The sequence below is a fragment of the Hespellia stercorisuis DSM 15480 genome (assembly GCF_900142165.1).
In the GTDB taxonomy this organism is placed as follows: Bacteria; Bacillota; Clostridia; order Lachnospirales; family Lachnospiraceae; genus Hespellia; species Hespellia stercorisuis.
This window is the reverse complement of the sequence record NZ_FQZY01000043.1, coordinates 9,086-33,089: the sequence shown is the minus strand read 5'-3', so window position 1 is coordinate 33,089 and position 24,004 is coordinate 9,086. Positions and strand designations below refer to the sequence as shown.

30 protein-coding genes are annotated in these 24,004 nt (G+C 44.1%); all 30 read left to right on the top strand.

The features are described from left to right. The first annotated feature begins 51 nt into the window (after positions 1-51). Positions 52-189 (top strand): hypothetical protein, encoded by a 138-nt coding sequence (locus BUB85_RS21520; protein ID WP_159434653.1) that lies wholly within the window; start codon positions 52-54, stop codon positions 187-189. A gap of 175 nt (positions 190-364) precedes the next feature. Continuing rightward, a complete protein-coding gene (locus BUB85_RS21515) occupies positions 365-511 on the top strand; it encodes a hypothetical protein (RefSeq protein ID WP_159434652.1) in 147 nt (48 codons plus the stop codon). A gap of 24 nt (positions 512-535) precedes the next feature. Continuing rightward, a complete protein-coding gene (locus tag BUB85_RS21510) occupies positions 536-700 on the top strand; it encodes a hypothetical protein (RefSeq protein WP_159434651.1) in 165 nt (54 codons plus the stop codon). 80 nt (positions 701-780) lie between these two features. Beyond that, positions 781-927, top strand: coding sequence for a hypothetical protein (locus tag BUB85_RS21760; protein ID WP_200803573.1), 147 nt, complete (start codon positions 781-783; stop codon positions 925-927). Between the two features lie 238 nt (positions 928-1,165). Then, entirely contained in the window at positions 1,166-1,336 is a 171-nt protein-coding gene (locus BUB85_RS21505) for a hypothetical protein (protein ID WP_159434650.1), read from the top strand. 30 nt (positions 1,337-1,366) lie between these two features. Then, a complete protein-coding gene (locus tag BUB85_RS13645) occupies positions 1,367-1,579 on the top strand; it encodes a hypothetical protein (RefSeq protein ID WP_073111448.1) in 213 nt (70 codons plus the stop codon). A gap of 370 nt (positions 1,580-1,949) precedes the next feature. Next, a complete protein-coding gene (locus BUB85_RS22045) occupies positions 1,950-2,111 on the top strand; it encodes a sigma factor-like helix-turn-helix DNA-binding protein (protein ID WP_242945429.1) in 162 nt (53 codons plus the stop codon). A gap of 168 nt (positions 2,112-2,279) precedes the next feature. Beyond that, a complete protein-coding gene (locus tag BUB85_RS21755) occupies positions 2,280-2,423 on the top strand; it encodes a hypothetical protein (RefSeq protein WP_200803572.1) in 144 nt (47 codons plus the stop codon). 58 nt (positions 2,424-2,481) lie between these two features. Then, positions 2,482-2,961 carry a hypothetical protein gene (locus BUB85_RS21750; protein WP_073111446.1) on the top strand — a complete coding sequence of 160 codons (480 nt, stop codon included), beginning with the start codon at positions 2,482-2,484 and terminating at the stop codon, positions 2,959-2,961. Beyond that, positions 2,948-4,246 (top strand): PBSX family phage terminase large subunit, encoded by a 1,299-nt coding sequence (locus tag BUB85_RS13630; RefSeq protein ID WP_073111444.1) that lies wholly within the window; start codon positions 2,948-2,950, stop codon positions 4,244-4,246. Before BUB85_RS21750 ends, BUB85_RS13630 begins: the two co-directional genes overlap by 14 nt. A gap of 4 nt (positions 4,247-4,250) precedes the next feature. Then, positions 4,251-5,660, top strand: coding sequence for a phage portal protein (locus tag BUB85_RS13625; protein ID WP_073111442.1), 1,410 nt, complete (start codon positions 4,251-4,253; stop codon positions 5,658-5,660). Next, positions 5,647-7,221, top strand: a complete 1,575-nt coding sequence (locus BUB85_RS21000; protein ID WP_073111440.1) for a minor capsid protein — start codon at positions 5,647-5,649, stop codon at positions 7,219-7,221. Before BUB85_RS13625 ends, BUB85_RS21000 begins: the two co-directional genes overlap by 14 nt. Before the next feature lie 5 nt (positions 7,222-7,226). Then, positions 7,227-7,394 carry a hypothetical protein gene (locus BUB85_RS21745; RefSeq protein ID WP_200803571.1) on the top strand — a complete coding sequence of 56 codons (168 nt, stop codon included), beginning with the start codon at positions 7,227-7,229 and terminating at the stop codon, positions 7,392-7,394. 64 nt (positions 7,395-7,458) lie between these two features. Next, complete coding sequence (locus BUB85_RS21500; protein WP_159434649.1) at positions 7,459-7,617, top strand: hypothetical protein; 159 nt, start codon at positions 7,459-7,461, stop codon at positions 7,615-7,617. 134 nt (positions 7,618-7,751) lie between these two features. Further along, positions 7,752-8,402 (top strand): DUF4355 domain-containing protein, encoded by a 651-nt coding sequence (locus tag BUB85_RS13615; RefSeq protein WP_073111439.1) that lies wholly within the window; start codon positions 7,752-7,754, stop codon positions 8,400-8,402. Positions 8,403-8,421: 19 nt separating this feature from the next. Next, entirely contained in the window at positions 8,422-9,369 is a 948-nt protein-coding gene (locus BUB85_RS13610; RefSeq protein WP_073111438.1) for a hypothetical protein, read from the top strand. 14 nt (positions 9,370-9,383) lie between these two features. Next, the gene (locus BUB85_RS13605) at positions 9,384-9,629 is read left to right on the top strand and encodes a Rho termination factor N-terminal domain-containing protein (RefSeq protein WP_073111464.1); all 246 of its coding nucleotides are present in this window, start codon (positions 9,384-9,386) and stop codon (positions 9,627-9,629) included. Further along, the gene (locus tag BUB85_RS13600) at positions 9,630-9,944 is read left to right on the top strand and encodes a phage head-tail connector protein (protein ID WP_073111436.1); all 315 of its coding nucleotides are present in this window, start codon (positions 9,630-9,632) and stop codon (positions 9,942-9,944) included. Then, positions 9,925-10,290, top strand: a complete 366-nt coding sequence (locus BUB85_RS13595; RefSeq protein ID WP_073111434.1) for a hypothetical protein — start codon at positions 9,925-9,927, stop codon at positions 10,288-10,290. The genes BUB85_RS13600 and BUB85_RS13595 overlap by 20 nt, the downstream gene beginning before the upstream one ends. Next, entirely contained in the window at positions 10,287-10,817 is a 531-nt protein-coding gene (locus BUB85_RS13590) for an HK97-gp10 family putative phage morphogenesis protein (protein WP_073111432.1), read from the top strand. The genes BUB85_RS13595 and BUB85_RS13590 overlap by 4 nt, the downstream gene beginning before the upstream one ends. Then, positions 10,814-11,173, top strand: a complete 360-nt coding sequence (locus tag BUB85_RS13585) for a hypothetical protein (RefSeq protein ID WP_073111430.1) — start codon at positions 10,814-10,816, stop codon at positions 11,171-11,173. Before BUB85_RS13590 ends, BUB85_RS13585 begins: the two co-directional genes overlap by 4 nt. A gap of 9 nt (positions 11,174-11,182) precedes the next feature. Then, complete coding sequence (locus BUB85_RS13580) at positions 11,183-11,593, top strand: phage tail tube protein (protein ID WP_073111428.1); 411 nt, start codon at positions 11,183-11,185, stop codon at positions 11,591-11,593. A gap of 21 nt (positions 11,594-11,614) precedes the next feature. Continuing rightward, a complete protein-coding gene (locus BUB85_RS13575) occupies positions 11,615-12,073 on the top strand; it encodes a DUF6096 family protein (RefSeq protein WP_084534052.1) in 459 nt (152 codons plus the stop codon). An 86-nt stretch (positions 12,074-12,159) separates the two neighbouring features. Continuing rightward, positions 12,160-12,438, top strand: coding sequence for a hypothetical protein (locus BUB85_RS13570; RefSeq protein ID WP_073111426.1), 279 nt, complete (start codon positions 12,160-12,162; stop codon positions 12,436-12,438). A 29-nt stretch (positions 12,439-12,467) separates the two neighbouring features. Beyond that, on the top strand, positions 12,468-15,683 hold the full coding sequence (locus BUB85_RS13565) for a phage tail protein (RefSeq protein ID WP_073111424.1): 3,216 nt from the start codon (positions 12,468-12,470) through the stop codon (positions 15,681-15,683). Between the two features lie 16 nt (positions 15,684-15,699). Then, positions 15,700-16,056 carry a DUF6711 family protein gene (locus BUB85_RS13560; RefSeq protein WP_073111422.1) on the top strand — a complete coding sequence of 119 codons (357 nt, stop codon included), beginning with the start codon at positions 15,700-15,702 and terminating at the stop codon, positions 16,054-16,056. Between the two features lie 5 nt (positions 16,057-16,061). Next, complete coding sequence (locus BUB85_RS13555) at positions 16,062-18,581, top strand: hypothetical protein (protein WP_143160733.1); 2,520 nt, start codon at positions 16,062-16,064, stop codon at positions 18,579-18,581. After that, complete coding sequence (locus BUB85_RS13550) at positions 18,550-18,744, top strand: hypothetical protein (RefSeq protein WP_073111418.1); 195 nt, start codon at positions 18,550-18,552, stop codon at positions 18,742-18,744. Before BUB85_RS13555 ends, BUB85_RS13550 begins: the two co-directional genes overlap by 32 nt. A gap of 3 nt (positions 18,745-18,747) precedes the next feature. Further along, positions 18,748-21,768: a hypothetical protein gene (locus BUB85_RS13545; RefSeq protein ID WP_073111416.1), complete on the top strand. Its 3,021-nt coding sequence runs from the start codon at positions 18,748-18,750 to the stop codon at positions 21,766-21,768. Beyond that, positions 21,761-24,004 (top strand): BspA family leucine-rich repeat surface protein (locus BUB85_RS22040; protein ID WP_143160735.1); only part of this gene is annotated, 2,244 nt, incomplete at its 3' end. The genes BUB85_RS13545 and BUB85_RS22040, both read left to right, overlap by 8 nt.

The following is a 24,004-nucleotide window of genomic DNA, read 5'->3' as shown; positions in this document are numbered from 1 at the left end:
TGAACTGTTACAGAGGCGGATGCCGGGACTATTATCTGGAAGAGGAGAAAAATGAATGAGTTTGAACGCGAAATGCAGGAGTACATAGAAAAGTATGCCAGAGATAACTGCGACGGTGATATCGAGGAGGCGAAGCGGCATATGCTGGTAAAAATAGTTGCTGCGGAGAAGGAGAACAAAGATGTATGAGTGCGGGTTTTTATTTATTGGGTTTATAGCGGGATTCGCGGTCGGAATGGTGCTGGCCGCCGGGATCGAGTGGTATGAAGGTAAGGACGAGGATGATAAACGGGAATAAAAACAAGTTGCCGACAAATTGTGAACAAGTTAAATTCAGATTTAACATAGAGAAGGAGATATGAAGATGGATACAGAAAAAATTATGGAAATTTGTTCAGAAGCGTTAGGAAAGGCTGGGTATATTATCAGTAACTATTCAGAATTACATGAGCGATTTGATGTAACCGATGGTGATAGCTACATACAAATTGCTTTTGAAGAAGTGGATTAAACTGAAATTTAGGAGAGTGATGGAATGAGTAAAAAAGCGAATACAAGTGTGAAAACACAAGAAACAGAGGTCGATTACATTAAAGAAATTTGTAAGGATATGGTGGAAAATAGTAAAAAGAAGTACATTAATGTGTACGATTTTCCAAGTGGTGACAGAGTTAAAATCACAGTTGAAATCGTAAATTAAACTGAAATTGTAGTTGATTAAACTGATATTGTAGTTGATTAAACTGATATTGTAGTTGATTAAACTGAGAGGTGTGAATAATGGAAAAAGAATTTTCAGAAGGGTTTATGCACAATATTGCGGATTTATTAGATATATGTGCAAAAAACAATACAGATAATGTTGACTTAGAAATTGATGTTAACGGAAGGACATTGAAAGTAAATATCACATTTCAATTGAATTGAAATTCAGATTTAGTGGAGGTGCAGGATGCATATAACGGTTAAACAAGGTATTGATAATTGCTACATGGCGCATAGGTACGAACATCCGGGGTATGAAGACGATAGATGCGCCGGGCTTAAAACATTAAAAGTGGATGGGAAACCGTGCGAAACTTGCATGAGGTGTTGTTTGTATTACGGTAATGCACCGTGGAACAAAGATGATTAACATGGAAACAGACCTAAAGAGGTAGATAAGATGGATATAAAAACAAAGTGCGGAATGAATATACATTGCCTACCAGATACAGCAAAGTGCAAAGAAAGTGGGAAAAACCCAGAGAGTATGGAACAATGTCCAATTTACAATTTTGATGATAATGGATGGATTTGTGTTCCGGAACTATGTGATAGTTACACAGAAGAATAAAATAAACTGAAATTTAGGAGGAAAAACAGTATGGAATTTTTAGCAATCAACTTAGATGATTTTCACAAAAACCAAAAAGGTGAGCCGAGAACAAATGCGGAAATAGTATTTATCGAATCAAGAAGTATACTTGAAGCACAAAGGTGGATGGAATTGAATCATCCAGAGCATCCGTGGGCGTTAGTTTGCAAGCAAGTTTTTGATGCTAATATAGTCACTCGACAAGTATATCTGGATAACTAAACTGAAATTTAGGAGAGTGAACAACATAAGAAACATACACAGGCTTCTCCGGCACCAGGCGGAGCAGCTAGGCACTGAAAACGGGATGGAGACCATGTCGGTACTGGAGTATCTGGACAGGAAGGGAGTAGACACGATTGGACAAGTCAACGCTGAAACAATACAAAAGCCTGTTGGGCGAGATCCCGCAGATTAACGCGAAACTGGATAAGTTGTACAAGCAGAGGGAAAACATCCCGGTTTTTCTTCTGGGGATGACTTCCCCTACATAGAGGAGCATCTGACGGTCAAGGCCGACGAGCCCAGGGAGGCCGACGAAATTAATAAGCGGATCCGGCTGTACGAGCTGCGGCTGGATGAGGCAGAGCGGATGCAACGGGAGATCGAGGAGTTTATCGCGGGGATCCCGGACAGCACAGACCGGCAGATATTTGAGTTGTCATTTCTGGAGGGGAAGAAGCAACAGGAGATTGCAGACGAACTGGGATTGGAGAGAAGCAGCATATCAAAAAGAATTTGCAAATACGTGTAACTTTCACACAATTCACATTTTGATGTGTTATTATTAAACTAGAACGATTAGAAATTGTTCTTAGTTTCTCCCTCAATTGTAATGTACAGAAAACGTCCTGTGTGTGGCAGGGCGTTTTTTGTTGCATAAATAACACTTTAATGTACATACTATCCTCGAGGTGATAACATGGACAAGAAGCAGGAGCAGATAAACCGTCGGAAGAACCTGAACAAATTCAACAGCATAACCAAGAAGGTAAAACCAGAGAACCAGAATCAGACACACAACGTCAGATCAGAGGCGGTGGAACCAAAGAACAGACAGGTATAGACATCCAGAGATGGGTGTCTTTTTTATACGCAAAATTGCCAGATAGGAAGGTGAGGTGATGGCAGGATATGAAAACATAAAGGATTATGGATTTGATAAGCGAACAGCGGAGGAACGGCGGGAACTTGCTATTGCCGGTGGGAAGGCGTCCGGTGAGGCAAGGCGCAGGAAAGCTGATTTTAGGAAGACGCTGAATCTGCTGCTTACCGAAAAAATAGATAGTCCTGAATGGACACCTGTGTTGGAGGCACTTGGGGTTGACAGCACACTTGAAGCAGCTCTGAACATGGCCATGATAAAAGAGGGACTTGCGGGGAATGTGAAAGCCTATGAAGCGATAGCTCGATATTCTGGGCAGTCTGACCGGACAGAATCCGATCAGAAAAATGTAGAAGCGGACACCAGAATCAAAGAAGCGAGAGCAGGAATGGAAGAAGAAAAGGCAAGGGCAAACGAGAACGAAGAAACAGCAGACGATGGTTTCATTGATGCGCTATCAGGATCTGCAGCAGAGGATTGGGCCGATGAAGAGGATTAATCAGATATTCAAGTTTAAGCCGTTCTCGAAGAAGCAACGCAAGGTTCTCAACTGGTGGTGTCCGACATCTCCAGTCAAAGATATGGATGGTATTATAGCAGATGGAGCAATCAGATCTGGAAAGACGCTCTGTATGTCTTTGTCATTTGTTATGTGGGCGATGAGCAGCTTCTCTGGTCAGAACTTTGGAATGTGTGGAAAGACGATCGGGAGCTTTCGAAGGAATGTCCTGTTCTGGCTGAAGCTGATGCTCCGGTCGAGGGGATATCAGATAACGGATCACAGAGCGGACAATCTGTTGGTTGTGACCAGAAATGGAACAGAGAATTATTTCTACATTTTCGGTGGAAAAGATGAACGATCACAGGATCTCATTCAGGGTATTACCCTGGCTGGGGTCTTTTTTGATGAGGTAGCATTGATGCCGGAGTCCTTTGTCAATCAGGCAACAGGCCGGTGCTCTGTGGAGGGATCAAAATTCTGGTTCAACTGTAATCCGGATGGACCATATCACTGGTTTAAGGCAAAATGGATCGACAAGCGGGAAGATAAGCATCTGTTATACCTTCATTTCACCATGGAGGACAACCTTAGTCTGTCAGAATCGGTCAAAGATCGTTACCGCAGCATGTACTCAGGAGTGTTTTATAAGAGATACATACAGGGGTTATGGTGCATGGCGGAGGGAATCATCTACGATATGTTTGACCAGGACCGCCATGTGCATCCAATCTTACAATTTTTCAGAAAGCTTGTAGATGGGAACAGATATGTAAGCTGTGATTACGGCACGCAGAATGCAACAGCATTTCTGCTCTGGAACAAAGGTGTTGACAATATATGGTACTGCATCCGAGAGTATTACTACTCGGGGAGAGATACTGGGAAACAGAAGACAGATTCAGAATATGCAGATGATCTCGAAAAATGGCTGGATGGAACTAAGATCAGAGCAGTCATCGTGGATCCTTCGGCAGCTTCATTTATTGCAGAATTGAGAAAGAGCGGATACAAGGTGTTGAAAGCAAAGAATGATGTGGAAGATGGTATTCGAATAGTGGGAACGAAGTTGAATCAGGATAAAATCATATTTTCAGATTCCTGCGCAAACACCATAAAGGAGTTCGGATCCTACATCTGGGACGAAAAAGCGGCAGAACGAGGGGAAGACAAACCGGTGAAGGAGCATGATCATGCTATGGACGCAGTACGTTACTTTGTATATACGATTTTGAATAGCAATACGGCAAGGATTAAGAACAAATCGAAAGCAGGGATGAGGTGATAACATGCAAGTATTTACGATTCCAACAGAAGAATTTGATGAACTGAATATAGACAAGCAGGCCATCCGTCATCTGATACTGAAACACAGGGCAGGAACTGCCCGACTAAAGAAGTTGTTGGATTATTATGGAGGTCAGCACAAGATTCTACAGGATAAAGACCGGGAAAACAGACTGGTCTGCAACCATGCAAAGGATATCTCGGACACAGCCTCTAGCTATTTTATCGGAGAGCCGGTGACCTATAAGACCAAAGAGGATATTACGGTTCTAACTGATGCACTGGAGAACTCAGGAGCAGATGAGGCCGATGGTGATAATGGACTGGATCTATCAATTTATGGGCGTGCTTACGAATACATCTATACGAAGCAGAGTGAAACAGATTTACAGATCAAGAATCTGAAACCGGAAAATACATTTATTGTCTATGATGACACCATTGAGCAGAATGAACTCTTTGGTGTCTATTATTATGCAAAGGTGGATTCCAGAGATAAAACGAATACAGTATATGTGGCCACGATCCTTACTATGAACTACAAATATGTTGTAAACATTGAGGATATTGAAGGACCACAGGGCATTCTGGAAGGACCAGAGGCACATTTTAAGGGTGAGGTGCCAGTTATCGAATATCTGAACAATAAGCTTGCAATTGGCGATTATGAGCTGCAGATACCACTGATTGATGCGTACAATGCGCTGATGAGTGACCGGATCACGGACAAAGAACAGTTCATTGATGCGATTCTGGCAATTTACGGAACTCTGCTAAGTGATGAGGATGCAGAGGAGTATGGGGATGGAAAAGGCAGCGAAGAGGCTATGAAAAAGCTGAAAAAAGAAAAGCTGTTGGAAATGCCAGGTGCATCAAATGCAGAATACCTGACCAGAACATATGATGAGTCGGGGGTAGAAATCTTGAAAAAAGCAATTGAACAGGACATACATAAGTTCAGCCACATTCCATGCATGACAGATGAATCTTTTGGCGGGAACGTCTCGGGTGTAGCAATGGAATTTAAGCTGCTGGGGATGGAGAATATCACTAAGATCAAAACCAGGTACTACAAAAAAGGTCTGCGCAAGCGGCTGCGAATATTCAGTAATTTCCTTAACACCAGATCGGGAGTAATCGTTGATATATCTGGCATCACACCGGTGTTTTCTAGGGCAATGCCGAAAAATCTCCTGGAAATAAGCCAGTATGTTGCAAACCTTTGGGGGAAGGTGAGCCGTAAGACATTACTCTCTCAGATTCCATTCGTGGATGATCCGGAGGAAGAAATGAAAGCTGTGAAAAAGGAGGAAGAGGAGACAGCCAAACGGCAGGCGCAGGTGTTTGGAATGTCTGGAAATGAAAATACACCGCCGCCGCCGGGAGAGGACGATGTAGATGGTAAATCTTAGTTACTGGGAACAGCGTCAGGTACAGAACATGTATGAATATATGCAAAGTGCCGAGGACACAGCGGAAGAAATAGGAAAGCTGTATTTGAAAGCATCCAGATATATCAGTTCCAGTGCAGTTACGATATTTGAAAAGTTCCAGACAAAGCATGGTCTATCCATTGCTGAGGCCATGAGGCTGATCAACACAATGCAGGATAAAGCCTCATTGGATGAACTGCTCATGAAACTACGTTCAGATGATCATGATAAAAATAAGAGCGAACTCTTATCACAGTTGGAGGCACCGGCGTTTCAGGCGAGACTTGAAAGGCTGAAACAGGTACAGAATGAGCTTGACTATGTGATGTCGAATTTATACCAGCAGGAGAAAGCATTCAACACATCTCATTATGTTGATCTCGCAAATGAAGCGTATTATCGTGGAATCTATGATATCCAGCAGCGAGCAGGTGCAGCCTTCTCATTTAATCACATCGATAAAAAGATGATTGATCGTGTGGTTGACAGTAAATGGTCTGGTGAAAACTATTCATCCAGAATATGGAAGAATACAAGCGGACTGGCGCAGGATGTGAAGGAGGAGCTACTTATAAATCTTGTGACGGGAAGGACAAACCGGGAGGTTGCACAGATCATAAGCAACAAATACGCGGTGGGAGCTTCACAGGCAAGGCGTCTGGTTCGTACGGAGAGCAACTATATTGCAACAGAGCTTAATTTCAAGGCGTATGAAGAAGCCGGGATAGAGAAGTATCTGTATCTTGCCACGCTGGATCTGCGTACATCAAAAGTATGTCGGGATCTTGACGGACAGATATTTCTTGTGAAAGAAAGGGCTGCGGGTGTAAATTGTCCACCCATGCATCCATGGTGCCGGTCTACTACGATATCAGTGATTAGTGAGGAATTACTTGCAAAATTAAAACGCTCAACGAGAGATCCGGTGACTGGAAAGATAATACGGGTACCGATGACCATGAAATACGCAGAGTGGTATGATAAGTACGTAAGAGGGAACAAGGATACGGAATATGTGGAGAAAAAGATAAATAATCATTCTTCAGACCGTACACAGTATGAGAGGTACAAGAAGATTCTTGGAAAAGAAATACCAGGTACACTGGATAAGTTTCAAGAGATGAAGTATAATGAAGCAGAGAAGTGGAGATATACAAAGCTTGCATATGAACGACAGAATAAGCTTATTGACCATCCAGAACTAAAACTTCCAAATGTAGATACAGCGGTTGCAGCTGATGCAAAGTTTGAGAAGTATTTATTTGGCGGAGATCATCCGGAAGGATTAAACAAAGGGGCCAATATTACAAAAAGGCTTGGATACGGGCTGGATAGCTGGAAAGATTTTAGAAAAGAAATCCTTGAATATTCAAGAAAATATCCTGCTACATACAAGGATAATACTGAATATGGAGATAGATATGAGCAAAAGATGATACTGTTTGGAAAGACTGGAAATCCGACCAATGTTGTAGTGGGGTGGATTGTTAGACCAAATGGAGTTACAAGCATGTCAAGTGCTTATATCAAGGAGGTGTGACAGTTATGGAAATAAAAGAATTTGATAGAGTCCTACTGAAAGACGGTAGGGAAGCAGATGTTATGGAAGCATTTGATAACAAAGAGTTTATAGTAGATGTGGGGAGTTCGCCCAAGGACTGGGAGACTATTTCTGTAACTATTAATGATATTGAAAAAGTTATAAGTGATTAATACCATCGGTCATTGCGGCTGATGGTATTTTTGTGCAAATTTTTTTGAGAAAGGAGGGATGAATATGAGAATCAAGGTTGTAACCAAATTCAACGACCGGATCACTGGGGAGCGGATGGAATCAGGGAAGTGTTACGAATACTCTGACACAAGGGCAAAAGAATTAATTAAAACAGGATATGCAACAGCTGTGAGTACAAAAAATGAAGAAAAGAAAGGGTAGGTGGTCCATTGTCTCCCTCTGGAACGCGGGGTGAAGCGTTCTATTTTTGTGTCCGAAATGACCGAAAACTAAAATTCTGATAACGAATGGTCCGGGCGCGTGAAGCGAATAGACTGGGCGGAAAGGATAGGAAAATGAAAAACAAATTTTTAAGATGTATGTGTAAGATGCCAATGAACCTGCAGTTCTTTGCGGAGAAAGACGGCGCTGGGGCCGGAGATGGCAATGGCGGTGGAGCCGGAGACGATGGAACAGCGGGAGATGCTAATGGTGACGGTGGCAGTGCGGGCGAACCACCATCTTTCGATGATTTTTTAAGGGGTGATGGAAATCAGGCGGAGTTTGATCGCAGAGTGCAGCAGGCCATCAACACCGCTGTGACAAATGCACAGTCAAAATGGGAGGCGCTGACAAATGACAAATTGTCGGAGGCTGAGAAATTGGCGAAGATGACGAAGGAAGAGAAAGCTCAGTATATGCAGCAAAAAGCAGAGAAGACTCTGGCAGATCGTGAAGCCGCGGTGACCCGCAAGGAGCTGACGGCAGAGGCTAAGAATACTCTAGCCGAGAAAAAGTTACCAGTGGAGCTTGCAGAAGTCTTAAATTATACAGATGCTGACTCATGCAGTAAATCCATTGCAACAGTAGAGAAAGCATTTCAGACAGCAGTAGAAGCGGCTGTGCAGGATCGGCTAAAAGGCGGAAAACCGCCGAAGGCAGCACCAGGCTCAGCGGACGATGCTCTTGCAGAACAAGTAGAGGCACTTATGATGGGTGTCAGATAAGAAAGGAAAGGTAGAATAAATGGCAATTAATACGTTAGCAACTGCTACTCTGTTCCAGAACACACTGGATAAGGTGGCAATTCAGGATGCAGTTACCGGATGGATGGATTCCAACGCCGGGCAGGTACTTTATAACGGTGGAGCAGAGGTTAAGATCCCGAAAATGACTGTACAGGGAATGGGGGATTATGACCGTGACAATGGATACGTACAGGGCGGCGTTACGCTGAGTTACGAAACTCGTTCAATGACGCAGGATAGAGGACGAAAATTCCAGCTCGATCCAATGGACATCAACGAGAACAATTTTGTTACTACAGCCGCTGCGGTTATGGGAGAGTTCCAGCGTATGTATGTGACACCGGAGATTGATGCATACCGCATCTCTAAGATCGCTACGGAGACAATTACCGCAAATAAAGCGGGCATGGTGGCATACGGGTACACTCCTGGTGCGACTGGAACTTCCGCACTCAGGAAGATGAAAGAAGGCATTAAGGCAATACGAGAGCTGTACAATGGTCCTCTGGTATGCCATGCGACTCCTGATTTTATCCTGGAGCTGGAGATGGAACTGGCTGGAAAGATTACAGCAGTGACTTTCAGCAAGGGTGGTATTAACACGCAGGTACCTTCTGTGGACGGTGTGCCAATTGTGTCAACTCCGTCAAACAGGATGTACACCGCAGTTACGATTTATGATGGAAAGACCACGGGGCAGACGGACGGAGGATATGTTAAGGGGAAGAGTGCTCTGAATGTAAATTTCTTTATATGTCCGAGAACGACTCCAATTGCAGTTACAAAACAGGATATCATGCGTATCTTCGATCCAACTATCAACCAGAAGTTGAATGCATGGCAGATGGATTACCGCCGGTTCCATGATATCTGGATTTTAGACAACAAGCTGGACAGTGTATACCTGAGTATCAAGGATGCAAAACCTACCAGCAGCGAATCCTGATGGAGGTGGAGAACATGAGAATGATTAGAAAAAATGTTGAGCGCATTGCTGAGACGGCAGAGCAGGAGACAAAACTGAAAGCGGAGGGGTTTAAACCGCTCCGCGAAGAAGTGGAGATGCAGCAATCATCCAATGCACCTTCTAACCTGACAGATCTGACTGTTATGCAGCTGAAGGAGTTTGCAAAATCAAAGGGATTGGAGGGCTATTCCAGCCTGAATAAAGAAGAACTTCTTGCGGCATTAAAGGATGTGATCTAAGTGACAGATCTTGAAAAATTGAAAAAACTGACGGGAGAGAGTGATGAAGAATTGCTCTCTCTTTTGCTTGAAGAAGCAGAATCTTTTGTACTGTCATATACGAATCGGAAAAAGATCACATCTGGACTGGACAAAACGGTGCGTGACCTTGCGGTGATTGCACTGAATCGAAGGGGTACCGAGGGAGAGGATTCCAGGAGTGCGGCCGGTGAATCCTATTCGTTTGAATCTGCGCCGAAGAGTATATATGAGATCCTGAATAAGTATAGACTCGCAAAAATCGGAGGAAAAGTACATGAGACTAAAGCAGAATAGACTGCATAAATACGTGCATATGTCCGCAGGTATAAAAAGGGATAATGAGGGAGGTACGTGTACAGAGTACGGGGAGCCTTCCTGTTTTTCGGCGGAGATGTGGTCGGCTGGGGGAAAAGTACAGACGGAACAATATGGTGATCGGGTCCCAAACATACGAAATCTGAGAATAGATGGAAGGTATTCGGAGATATCCGGGGAAAACGGAAAACTGATGTATTCTGTAGAAAAGGGTCCGACCATTACTGTGAACGACGGTATCTGTATCAATTCAGACCAACCGGACTACAAAGTGATTGCGATTTATCCTTATAGTCATCTTACTATCGAGGTGGAAAAGATATGATCATTGGCGAAAAGGAACTGAACGCAGAGTTTGCAAAACTATCCGAATATGAGATGAAGGATGCAATATCAGATGCGATTAGTTTTGTACAGGAGGCGGCAAAAGGAGAATGCCCTAAAGTATATGGCGATTTAAGAGAGTCGATTGCTACAGATGTAGAACGGAAAGGTGACTATGTCGTTGGAACATGTTACACGAATAAGGAATACGGGATCTACGTGGAATTTGGCACAGGACCGAAGGGGCAGGAAAACCATGCCGGGATTTCTCCCGATGTGGCTGTTGCCTATACGCAGTCTCCATGGTGGATACCAGAGGGTTCACAGAATGGGGAAATCGATAGAGAAATAGCTGATATGTATCATATGCCGCGATACACGCATAAATTGGACGGATATTTAGAGTATGAAAAGACCTTCCGTTATACGGAAGGGCAGCCGGCGCATCCGTTCATGTATCCGGCTTTAGCAGATCATGTGGATGACGTGCTCGACATTATCAGAAAGGATGTAAAGAAAAAGCTATGAAGAATGTAAAAGATCAGGTATATGCTGCATTGTTAGACGTGAATGAAAACGTAAGTGATCAGTACCCGAGAGATTGGGCACATCTTCCGGCGCAGCAGTATATTGAGGATGAAAACAAGGTACATGAGCATACGGGCGAAGGAGAGACAAAATCATATGTAAGGTACCGGATTGACATCTGGGATAACGCGTCAACATCAAATACTGCATTAAAAACAGATGAAGCAATGTCGAGGATCGGTCTGGTAAGGACATCCTGCAAGGATGTGCCGGACCCATCCGGACTGAAACACAAGGTAATGATTTATGAAGGGATCATTGACATGGGGTCCGATGAAGTTTTTTGGACAGATTAGGAGGTTATTATGTTAGCAAATGGAACTAAATTAGGATTTAAGGAAAATGGCGGGACGACATATACCGATTTGCCGGGATTGAAAGAGATTCCGGATATGGGTGTTGAGCCGGAGAAAGTAGAAAACACTGTACTGACGGACAAGAACAAGATCTATGAAAATGGTATCGGGGATCTGCCGGACGTCGTGTACAAATTCAAGTACGACAATACCAGTGCTGATTCTCCATATCGCGTAATGAGAAAGGCGCAGGAATCGGGAAAGATTTTATCTTTTCAAGAAACGTTGAAGGATAAAACAACAACGGTTTTTGATGCACAGCCAGCAGTAAAACGTACCGGCGGCGGTGTGAATGGCGTAATCGAGTTTGAACTGACACTTACTATATGCAGTGATCTTACAGTCACTGATCCGGCTTAAGAAAAACAGGAGGTATGATAAATGAGCTTTGGTGGAATCGATGAGGAAGTAGAAGAGAACATGAACGAAACTGCGTATGGTGAAAATGTAACGCCTATGCGTGCAACTAAGAAAAAAAGAAAACCATTTCATTATTGGAAAGTAGGCGAGAAAGATTACCAACTAAAACTGACAACAAAGATGATTGAAAAGTTGGAAACAAAGTACCGTGTGAATATTTTGAATCTTACGACCGATAACGGGATTCCGCCGTTATCAACGATGCTCACCATTGTGCAGGCCGCAATGGCTCCGTGGGAGCATGGTGTGTCCTACCAGGATATTCAGACATTGTACGATATCTGGTCGGATGAAGGCGGAAACCAGATTTCCTTTTATTCTGGTGTTGTCATGCCAACACTTGCGGTATCCGGTTTTTTTACGGAGAAACAGGCGGAATCCATGATGGAGAGCCTGAAGGACATGGACGATCTGCTGTAGAATGTGCGTCGGATCTGATATATGATCTGTACGAAAAGGCACTGGAATGCAAAATACGTCCGCAGGAATACTGGGAATATTCTCCGATGGAAGTGTATGACCTCATGGAGGCATATTACAGGAGGCAAGAGGCACATATAAAACGGAGTATTGTTCATGATTTTGTAATGGCCGAAGTACAGACCAGGTATATGTTTCGAAAGGACGATGCGGAGCTTCCTCATGTCTGGGAATATTACCCTGCATTGTTCACGGAAGAAGAGAAGGCATATGTGGAATTGAAAGAAATCGAGGATCTTGAGGCATGTAAAAATTCCAGACGGAAGTTTGCGTCAGAAATTAATCGTGCAAGAAGGGAATTTTAAAATCGTATGGAAACGGGAGGAGGTGAATTATGGGAGATACATTAAAAAATCTGGAAGTCGTGATCAAAGGAAATGCCGAACCATATAAGAAAATTGCTGATCAGGCGAAAAATGAAACAAAAAAGATGACCGAGTCTATCAATAAGGATATGGAGAGGATTAAAAGTCCATTTTCCGGAATGACAGACAACTCCGCTCTTGCAAAGATAAAAAGGTTTCAGAATAACATCAAACAGATGGTTGCATCGTTTCGCGAGAAAGCAGGTTTTGCTCAGGAGGGACTGGGGAATGCGCTGGCCAATAATGCGAGTGATGCGGTAAAGAGTATGCAGGTCAATGCCGGGATAAAGACATATACGGATGAATACAAACAGGTAGAATCAGACATACAGCGTGCAGAAAAGGCATTGTCCGGATTAGAACAGAAACAGCGTGATATGAGTGCATCTGGTGTTAAGCATAGCTCCGACGAGTGGAAAGCGTTGGATGTGGAGATAAATACAGCCAAGAGAAGGGTAGAATCATTTGAAGGTACGATGATGAGATTAAAAATGTCCGGAAAAGATCTGCAGTTTACGGGGTTTAAGAACATTGCTGGAAGTATTGGATCAAAGGCTCTTGGAGGACTGCAGTCAGTGTTCAAGAAAGTGACTCCTGCTATTAAATCGGCAGGTGGTGCATTCAGTGCTCTCATAAAAAAGTTTGCAAATGGAGTCCCCAGTATATCAAAATTATCGGGGGCATTTAATAAAACGGGGCAATCAGGACGAAAAATGGGTGGTATATTCCGGACCTTGGGAATGACTGCCCGTTTTATGTTTGCGAGTTTCGTCCTACGTGGAGCAATAGACGGGGCAAAGGAAGGTTTCCAGAATCTTGCGCAGTACAGTCAGAGCACAAACGGCAGCCTGTCCATGCTGATGTCTTCTCTGACACAACTAAAAAATGCACTTGCTGTAGCATTTGCACCAATACTGAATGTAGTAGCACCGATACTGAACAATTTTATACAAATGGTCACAGGAGCAGTAAATTCAGTTGGCCAGCTCTTCAGTGCGCTGACCGGCCAGAAGTCTGCTGTGCAGGCAACAAAGGTTACGCAGGATTATGCGGCGAGCCTGGCGGACAGCTCCAGCAATGCAAAGGACGCAAATAAAGCACAAAAAGAATTGCAGCGTACACTTCTGGGATTTGATGAGATCAATAAGCTGGATGACAATACCTCCGATGACGGTACAGACACAGCTACCAGCACTCCGGGCGGTCTGACTCCTGCAGATATGTTCGACACTGTGCAGATTGGTGAGGGAGTGAACCGGTTGGCCCAGATGATCAAAGATGCATGGAAGAATGCAGACTTTACAGAAATCGGGGCGTTAGTCGGGGAGAAGTTAAACAAAGCACTTGAGAGCATTCCGTGGTCAAAGATCCAGGAGACCACAGGTAGAATTGCAAAAAGCATAGCTACATTCCTAAACGGTTTTATCGAAACAGTTGATTGGGGGCTAGTGGGAAATACGCTTGCACAAGGTGTAAATACCGTGTTCATGGCAGCGGATACGTTTGCACAGAACTTCCATTGGGATTCGCTTGGAAAAGCTGCAGGCGATGGTATCAACGGGGCTATGAATGGGTTGGACTGGACGTTGATCAAAGAGACGATTCACAATGTTGTATCCGGAATTATTGAAACTCTTAATACATTCCTCTGGACAGCTGATTGGAATAAGGTCGGACAAACAATTGCCGAGTTTTTTAATGCAAAATTGGAAATATTCTACACTGCAGTTACGGAATTTGACTGGAAAAAACTGGGTGATTCCATTGCAGATGCAGTCAATGGTCTATTTGCAACCTATGATTGGGAAAAACTAGGGAAAGCCGTATCAGATTTTGTAAAAGGATTGCTTGACACATTGATTCACTGGATTGAAAACACAGACTGGCATCAGGTCGGCGAAAGCGTAAAGACTGCGCTTGAAAATGTTGACTGGACAGGAATAGCAAATAAACTATTCGAGTTAATTGGCGCAGCACTTGGGGGTCTGGCGGCATTTCTTGGTGGGCTGTTAGGCGACGCCGTAGTTGCAGCAAAAGAATACTTTCAGGAGAAGATAGAGGAGTGCGGTGGGAATATCGTACTTGGAATACTAAAAGGAATCGGAGATGCCATTATCGGCATTGGAGCATGGATATATGACAATGTATTTATGCCAATATATGAGGGGATTACTGAAGCTTTTGGAATCCACAGCCCGTCTACAGTTATGGCAGAGATTGGCGGATACATGATCGATGGGCTTTTCGGTGGACTAATAGAAAAAATTGAAGATGTTCTTACCTGGTTCTCGGAACTCCCGGAAAAAGTGAAAGAAGCCATGGGAAACGTAAAAGAATGGCTGACAGGAAAAGGTAAGGACGCAATTGAAGGAATCAAGAACGGTTATGAATCAGTTAAAGACAGTAAGTTTTTCTCAAAACTTAGAAATCTGAAAGACGAGACATTTAAATCTGTTGGAGATGTGGCAGGAAAGGTGAAAGCAAAGGGGCAGAGCATCGTCTCAGGCGTACAATCCGGATATGAGGAAAGCAAGCAGCGAGGCTTCCTGTCGAATGTTGAAAAAATGAAAGATGATGTGTTCTCTTCAATCGGTGATGTGTCGAATAAGGTAAAGGATAAAGGATCTGACATATCTGCCGGAATTAAGGCCGGGTATGAGAGCAGCAGGAATGCTATTAAATCTGCAGTATCAGGAATCCCAAATCTGATTTCAGGAGGAATCGGAAGTCTCTGGGACATCGGTGCAGGTGTAATGAACTCTTTCGCAAGAGGGTTTGCGTCTGTTCACATTCCAATGCCACATATTGGCTGGGACTGGAGCAGCATTAATCTTGGGAGTTTTAGCTTTAGCGTCCCGAACTTCAACCTGAGCTGGTATGCAAAAGGCGGATTTCCATCTGCTGGTGAAATGTTTATGGCACGCGAGAGTGGTCCTGAGTTGGTTGGACGAATGGGAAACCGATCGGCAGTCGCAAACAATGATCAAATTGTGGATGGTATTAAATCAGGTGTCTATGATGCAGTCGTAGAAGCAATGATGTTATTCCGCGGGAGTGATTCAGGATCTGGGAAAGAGCCGGTAATTGAGTTAACCATCATTGCGGATTCAGAGTCACTCTACAAATTTGTACGTAGAGGAAAAGAAAAAGCGGACAGAAGGTATGAGGCTGTGGTTACGGTGTAGGAGGTGATAGGATAATATGTCAATGATTTTGGTGGACGGATCTTCTTTGAAGGATCCGTCTGTTTTTGAATGGGGGCTGCAGGACATTTCTGCGTCAGATTCTGGAAGAACAGATGACCTGATTATGCATAAAAACAGAGTGGGACAAAAGCGAAAACTAAAAATAGCATGGAATAATCCTACGCCTGCTGAAACCGCAGCTATTTTGCAGGCGTTTAATCCAGAGTATTTTATGGTTACCTACCCGGATGCAATGAGCGGCATGAATGAAACCAGAGAATTTTATGCCGGCGATAGATCGGCACCTATACGAGCTTGGGCGGCGCGGTACAAACGATACACGCAGGTTACGTTTGATATTATAGAGAGGTGATGGCATTGATCAATACAAGTACAGAATTTAAGCAGGCACTTGAACGTAATAGTACATGCGTTGAGAAAGCCAGCTTACTGCTCAAAGACGGAACACTACTGGAAGTTGATACCAGTCATGTTTCTGAAGGTGGTTTGAAGATTGATGATGGAGTGACGACATCAAGGAAATTTGACATTGGAGCAGCTATTACTAACAAGCTTACGTTAAATTTAAACAATAGATATGATGAGTTTTCAGATTATGATTTTACCAATGCAGTGGTTACTGTCTGGGTCGGAAAACAATTGAATGATAGGGTTGAGTGGCTGAAAAAAGGTGTGTTCAATACAGATGATCCGACTGCCACACCATCTATTCTAACTTTGGAATGCCTGGATAACATGAGCAAATTTGACACGACTTATGATGGAGGACTAAGTTTTCCGGCGTCGTTGCGGACGATAGTGCAATACAGTTGTGTGCAATGTGGTGTGCAACTGTACTATAGTAAGTTCCCGAATTATACTTACTCGATCGAGCATAATCCTTTCGGGGAAGGTGGTATTACATATCGGGCAATTATTGGTTACTGTGCTCTTATCGCAGGGTGCTATGCCAGGTGTAATGCGGATGGTAATCTGGAGTTTAAATGGTACGATACAGCGGCGTTTGATGGATTAATTGACGGAGGTGTTTTTGACAAGACTTCCGCTGACAATTATCAGACCGGCGTAGAACTGGTTGGGGGAGATTTTACAAATTACTCCATCGGAGGCACTGCGGATGGTGGTACATTTACGGATAGGCTGCCATATCATCATATTTATAGTCTAAGCGGACTATCGGTGAACACGGACGATGTGGTGATCACGGGTATCAGGGTTAAAGCATCAGATAGTCAGGACAGCTCAGGGCAGAAAAATGATGGAGAGACATATCTATGTGGATCTGAAGGATACATTCTGGAAGTGTCAAGAAATCCTCTGATCGAAGCGGGGAAGGCAAAGCAAGTAGCTGAATATCTTGCAGGCAGAATCGTAGGCACGAGATTCCGGCCGTTTACTGCGAGTGCGATTGGTGATCCTTCCTGGGAGGCTGGAGACGCTGCAATTATCACAGACCATAAGGGGAATAGCTATTGTACCTATCTGACCAATCTTACATATAGCACGGGTGGATATGCATCCATAAACTGTGATGCAGAACCTGCGGCAAGGCACAGCGCGGACAGGTACGCGGAGCTAAATGGAATTGTGGCAGATATTAAAAAGGACAGTCAGCAAAAACTAGATGCTTATTCACAGTATGTTAATCAGATGAATCAGTTGGCGATTAATGCGATGGGATACTACGAAACAAACGAGACACAGAGCGATGGGAGCATCATAAATTATATGCATGACAAACCGCTGATGTCGGAAAGCACCATAATCTATAAAAAAAGCATCGATGGCTTTTTAATAAGCCGTGACGGCGGGAAAACATATGTTGGCGGTATGGATAAAGATGCCAATATCGTTGCGAATGTAATTGCCGCAATCGGGATCAGCTTTGACTGGGCGAAGGGCGGAACTCTTACGCTCGGAGGTACTAATAATGGAAATGGTGTTCTTCGAGTTTTAAATGCATTAAATGTACAGATACTTAGGGCCGATAAAGACGGACTTAACGTAACGGATGGAACAATAAAAGGCTCACGGATTGTAGGGTCTGATATATCCGGAGCAAAGATTCACAACACGAATAACACGCTGATAATACTGGATGATGGAAGTATTGATTCTATAGAGGATGTACCTTGGAGTGGAAACTATACAATGACAAATACGTGTAGGCTTGGAAGTAGCGAACTGAATTTCTACACAATCCTAAAGAATGGTTCATGGCAGTCGTGGACAAATGTTGGAAAAATCCAACCGATGTATCCGTCAAATGTAGATAACGGTGACCTTAGAATCGGTGGAATTGGACATATATCTTTGGGGAAAATAGTGCAATCAAATGTTACAACTAGATTAGGAATTGATCTTGTTAGCGGCGAGGTGAAAGTGTATGGCACTTTCGCTACGACAGGATCAAAGTCCAGGATAGCGGATACAAAGAACTTTGGAAAAAGAACATTGTACTGTTACGAGACACCGACTCCATTTTTCGGAGATATTGGAACAGGAATAACTGGTGAGGACGGATTATGTTATGTTGCAATCGATGATATTTTTTCTGAGACGATTAACGTCGGTGTTGAATATTCTGTGTTCCTGCAGAAAGAAGGTCCGGGTGATATCTGGGTGCATGCAAAGGACGCACTGTTTTTTGTGGTAAAGGGTACGCCAAATCTTGCATTTTCGTGGGAGATAAAAGCTGTTCAGAAAGGGTATGAGTATCACCGGATAGAGGATGCGGAACTCGAAAAAAGTGAAGAAAAATATGAATATGACGATATTCAAACACTGCTAGATAGGGAACTAGAAGATTATGATTTGGAAATGGAGGAAATGGAGGTAATTGAAAGTGAAAATATTGAGAGCATTTCAGGTGATTAACAGGGATGGTACCAAGACTGTGTCCGCTACATATAACGAAGTAGATGAAAATGGAAATATTATAAAAGAAAATGCTAAAGACAGCTTTTATGCAGTAGATGCGACGTTGACTAATCATCTCACCGCTATTGAAGACTATATAAATTCCAGGATGGAGGGATAGCTCATGGCAATCAGACAAAGGCGGGGGCTGAAAGAGGAATTTGTACCATCTAAATTACTTCCTGGTGAAGTTGCTGTGGCAACAGATACGGGGAATGCCTGGTACTGTTATGCCGCAGGAAAGGTGGCCCTGATTGCGACGAGTGCGGATATTGCAATACTCCGCAGCGAGAATGCAGCCTACCAGGAGGAACAGGCCCTTATCACAGAACGCATTCAAAGTGCGGTAAACAGTAATTCTGCAAGCATTGTTACAAATGAGAAGTCAATCATGTATAACCAGAAAGATATATCGGATTTAAAGTCTGCTCTGGCATCCACGAACCGAAATCTAGATAACGTAAAGGGCGAGGTACTTGGGCAGATCGATGCCGAATTGGAAAACATGAAAAACGACATGACCACGCTGCAGATCGTTGTGGATGAAAAAGTGGACGGGGCATACGTGGAGGATGGCTATCTTTACATGATATCAAACGATGAGATTGTAGCGGGACCGCTCGGTCCATTTTCAGGGACTGGCGGTGGAGGCGGCTCAGGAGGAAACAATGCGATACTGACTGTATCCAATACCAGCGGCTGGCTGAGTAAGTCCATTGCGTCCGGAGCAGAGTGTGAGATTTGCTTTACTTGGACAAGCCTCGAGGGAGATCTTCCAACGGGAGATGGAACGCTTAAAGTTACGATTAACGGTCTGGCGAAGATGACAAAGGATGTTTCGCAGGGAGATACATCTGTGGAGGTGTCGAAATATCTGTCTGCAGGTTCAAACCGCATAAAGGTAAGTGTGACTGATGTATATGGAAACAGCAGATCTATTAACTACAGTGTATCGGTGGTGGAAGTATCATTGGCATCCACATTTGATGCGAGCATTCCATACACAGGAGCAATCCCGTATACCTATGTTCCAACCGGAAATGTGGAAAAGACCATGCATTTTGTATTGGACGGTAATGAAATCGGGACGGAATCCACAAGTTCCAGTGGAAGACAGCAGACATATACCATTCCTGCACAGAGCCATGGGAGCCACGTGTTTCTTGTGTATTTTACAGCGGATGCAGGAGGATCCACGGTAGAATCCAATCACCTGTATTATGAGCTGATCTGTGTGGAGACTGGCAATTCTGCGCCGATCATAACGAGCGACTATAACAAGACAGTGGAAGGGCAGTATACTTCAATCGCCATTCCGTACTTTGTGTATAATCCGGAGAGTATGACTGCAGATATCTTGCTTACAGCAAATGATGTGCATGTGGCGGCCCTGACTGTTGATCGTACAAAGCAGACATGGACGTATCGGGCGGATAAGATCGGGAATCTGGAACTTGCAATCACCTGTGGGGAGATAAGCAAGACGTTCTCTCTAACGGTAACGGAGAGCAATATGGATATTGGGGCGGAGACGCAGGACCTGTCACTTCACTTGAGCAGCTATGGAAGAAGCAACAATGAGGAGAATCCGGGAACATGGAGCTATGGAGACATCCAGGCTGTGTTCACCGGATTTAATTTTTCATCGGATGGTTGGCAGCTGGATGCCGATAATAACACAGTACTTCGGGTTGCTGGTGACGCGAGACTCGTGATACCATACAAGGCCTTTGAGCAGGATTTTAGAACTCGTGGCAAGACAATTGAACTTGAATTTGCCACGAAAGATGTAATGGATTACGATACAGTGATCTTGTCCTGCATATCCGGCGGAAAAGGAATCGAAATTACAGCGCAAAAAGCAATCTTGAAATCCGAGCAGTCCGAAATTGGAACACAGTATAAAGAAGAGGAACATGTACGTATTTCTTTTGTTGTGGAAAAAAGAGCAGAGAACAGACTGGTGTACTGCTATATCAATGGAATTATGTCTGGTACAGTACAGTATCCGCAGGACGATGATTTCTCTCAGGCGGCTCCGCTAGGAATCTCTGTCGGTTCTAACGATTGCACCATAGACCTGTATTGTGTTCGCGTATACGAAAATGATCTGACGAGATTTCAGGTCCTGGACAACTGGATCGCGGACACCCAGAACGTGGATGACATGCTAAGTCGGTACAATCATAACCACGTGTTTGATGCTTACGGACAGATCGTGATCCCGCAGCTGCCCAAAGACCTTCCGTATCTGGTATTGGAAGGAGCGGAGCTGCCGCAGTACAAAGGGGATAAAAAGATTGTCAGCGGATACTACGTAGATCCTCTGCATCCGGATCGAAATTTCAGATTCGAAAATGCTCAGATTGACGTCCAAGGTACATCATCACAGTATTACGCCCGCAAAAACTATAAGATTAAGTTTAAAGGCGGATTTATCTTGACTGATGGGACTACAGTGAAGGTCTATAAAATCCGTGAGGATGCAATCGGGACCAGCACATTTACATACAAGGCGGATGTGGCCAGTTCAGAGGGTGCCAACAATGTGGAACTGGTAGGAATCTACAACGATGCCTGCCCATACAAAACGCCTCCGCAGGTAAATAACCCGAATATCCGCCAAGGGATTGATGGCTTTCCAATCGTTATCTTCTGGTACAATGGTACGTCCACGGAATTTCTCGGAAAGTATAACTTTAACAATGACAAGGGTACACCGGAAGTGTACGGTTTTGCAGAAGGAGATGAATCATGGGAAGTTCTAAACAATACCAGCGACAGGGTATTGTTTAAGTCTGCAGATTATTCAGGAGATGCATGGAAGAATGACTTCGAGGCAAGGTATCCGGAGGAATATGCAGAATCAACCAGATTAAGTACTCTTGCAGAATGGCTGGTAAGCACGGATCAGGAGAAAGCGACCGGCGCAGCACTGCCAGAGCCAGTTACATTTGGCGGCACAACATACACAACGGATACGGCGGAATACCGGCTTGCAAAATTCAAAACGGAATTTACAGAGCATATCGAACTGGATAGTGCTCTTTTTTATTATCTTTTTACAGAACTATTCTTAATGGTAGATTCCAGAGCAAAGAATATGTTCCCGACGGTATTCACAGGAGGTGAGGCAAATGAGTGATAAATGGTGTTTCCTGCCGTACGATTTTGATACGGCGATCGGAATTAACAATGAGGGTGCGCTGGCATTCAGCTATGAATTGGAAGACATCGATACGGTAGCCGGTGCTGACGTATACAACGGACAGCACTCTGTACTGTGGATGAATCTAAGGGATGCCTATATGGACGATATAAAAGCTATGTATCAGGAACTTCGGTCAAAGGGAAAGTTGTCCTATGCGGATACAGAGCAGCGTTTTGAAGATCATCAGGGCAAATGGCCGGAGGCAATCTTTAACGAGGACGCGTATTTCAAATACCTTGCGCCGCTGATCGAGGACAACAGCGGTGCGTACCTGTCCATGCTGCAGGGCAGTAAGGCAGAGCAGCGCAAGTGGTGGCTGTATAACCGGTTCCGATATCTGGATAGTAAGTACAATGCAGGGGACGCATTATCCGATGTTATAACGGTTCGTGGGTATGCTAAGGATGACATAACGGTAACGCCTTATGCAGATATTTATGCGACGGTAAAGTATGGTTCTTATCTGGTGCAGAAGCGTGCGTTAAGAGGGAACAGTTATTTACTGGAGTGTCCGCTCGATAATGTAAATGATACTGAAATATACATCTACAGTGCCAGCCAGTTAAAGGATGTGGGAGATCTATCAGGTCTGATGGTCGGGTATGCGGAGTTTTCCCTCGCAACGAAACTACAGTCACTGAAATTGGGAGATTCCAGTGATACATACAGCAATACAAATCTTACGGATCTGCATCTTGGAAAAAATGTATTGCTCCGGACATTGGATGTCCGAAACTGTCCGAATCTAACGCAGGCGGTGGACGTATCCGGATGCAGCAATCTGGAGCATGCGTACTTCGATGGGACAGGGATTACCGGATTACTCCTGCCGGTCGGTGGAATCCTAAAAACCTTGCACCTGCCAACTACAGTTACAAACCTTACTATCCGTAATCAGATGAGCCTGCAGGAAGTATCCATTCCGTCTTACAGCAATATATCAACATTACGTTTGGAACATGTGAGCAGCGTAGTGAACAGCAAGGAAATTTTGCAGGCGATAGCGGCGAACAGCAGGGTAAGGCTTATTGGCATTAACTGGGAGGTTGGCACCGCAGATGCTCTGATGGAGATGATTGCGCTATTGGATACCATGCGCGGGCTGGATGAGTCCGGAAACAACACGGAAAAGGCACAGGTAAGCGGAACGATAAGCGTGGATACAGTCACGGGTGCACAACTGGCCGAGATCGCAGGAAAGTATCCGGACATTAAGGTCATGTATCAGCACGTAACCAGTAATCTGTACTTCTATAGTGAGGACGGAAGTACGCTCCTGTACACGCAGGCTATTGTGGATGGCGCAGATGGCACCTACGGTGGAAGTACGCCAAGCAAGCCAAGCACGGCGCAGTATACTTACGCATTTGCTGGATGGAGTAAGAAAGTCGGAGGTGCGGCAGATTCCAACGCAATCAAGGCGGTGACAGCAGATCGGAATGTCTATGCGGCATTTACGGCAACGGTGCGAAAATATATGGTGTATTTTTACAATGGTACGACTCTGTTACAGACAGTGAACAATGTGCCATATGGTGGGAGTGCAAAATTCACAGGTACGGCACCGACCAAAACTGGCGTGGATGATCCGGAGATGTATGAATTTAAAGGCTGGTCACCAAGTCCATCTAATATAGTGGGAAATACAAGCTGTTATGCACAGTACAATTATCTTGGATTGCCGATGCTGTCAAAGTCATGGAGCAGTACATTGAATTCGTCGGAAAAATCGTCTGTGACAAAGATCAATATTGTAGACAGTTACACACCAACCGGCGCAGAAAGCAAATCGTGGGATGCGTCATTTTATGTAAATGGTTCTGTTATGGCTTATTTGACAGGAACGGTTGTGACAATTGCAGGTGATGGATCTGGATTGATTCAATTTCCGGTAGATAGTACATATATTTTTTCGGGTCTTGGTAGATTGACCACTATTACAGGGATGGGGATACTCGATACGAGCACTGTGACGGACATGACAAGTATGTTCTACAATTGTTCAAAATTAACCAGCATAGACCTTGGCAACTTTGATACGAGCACTGTGACGGACATGAAAAGTATGTTCTACAATTGTTCAAAATTAACCAGCATAGACCTTGGCAACTTTGATACGAGCACTGTGACGAGCATGGCAAATATGTTCTACGGTTGTTCATCATTGACC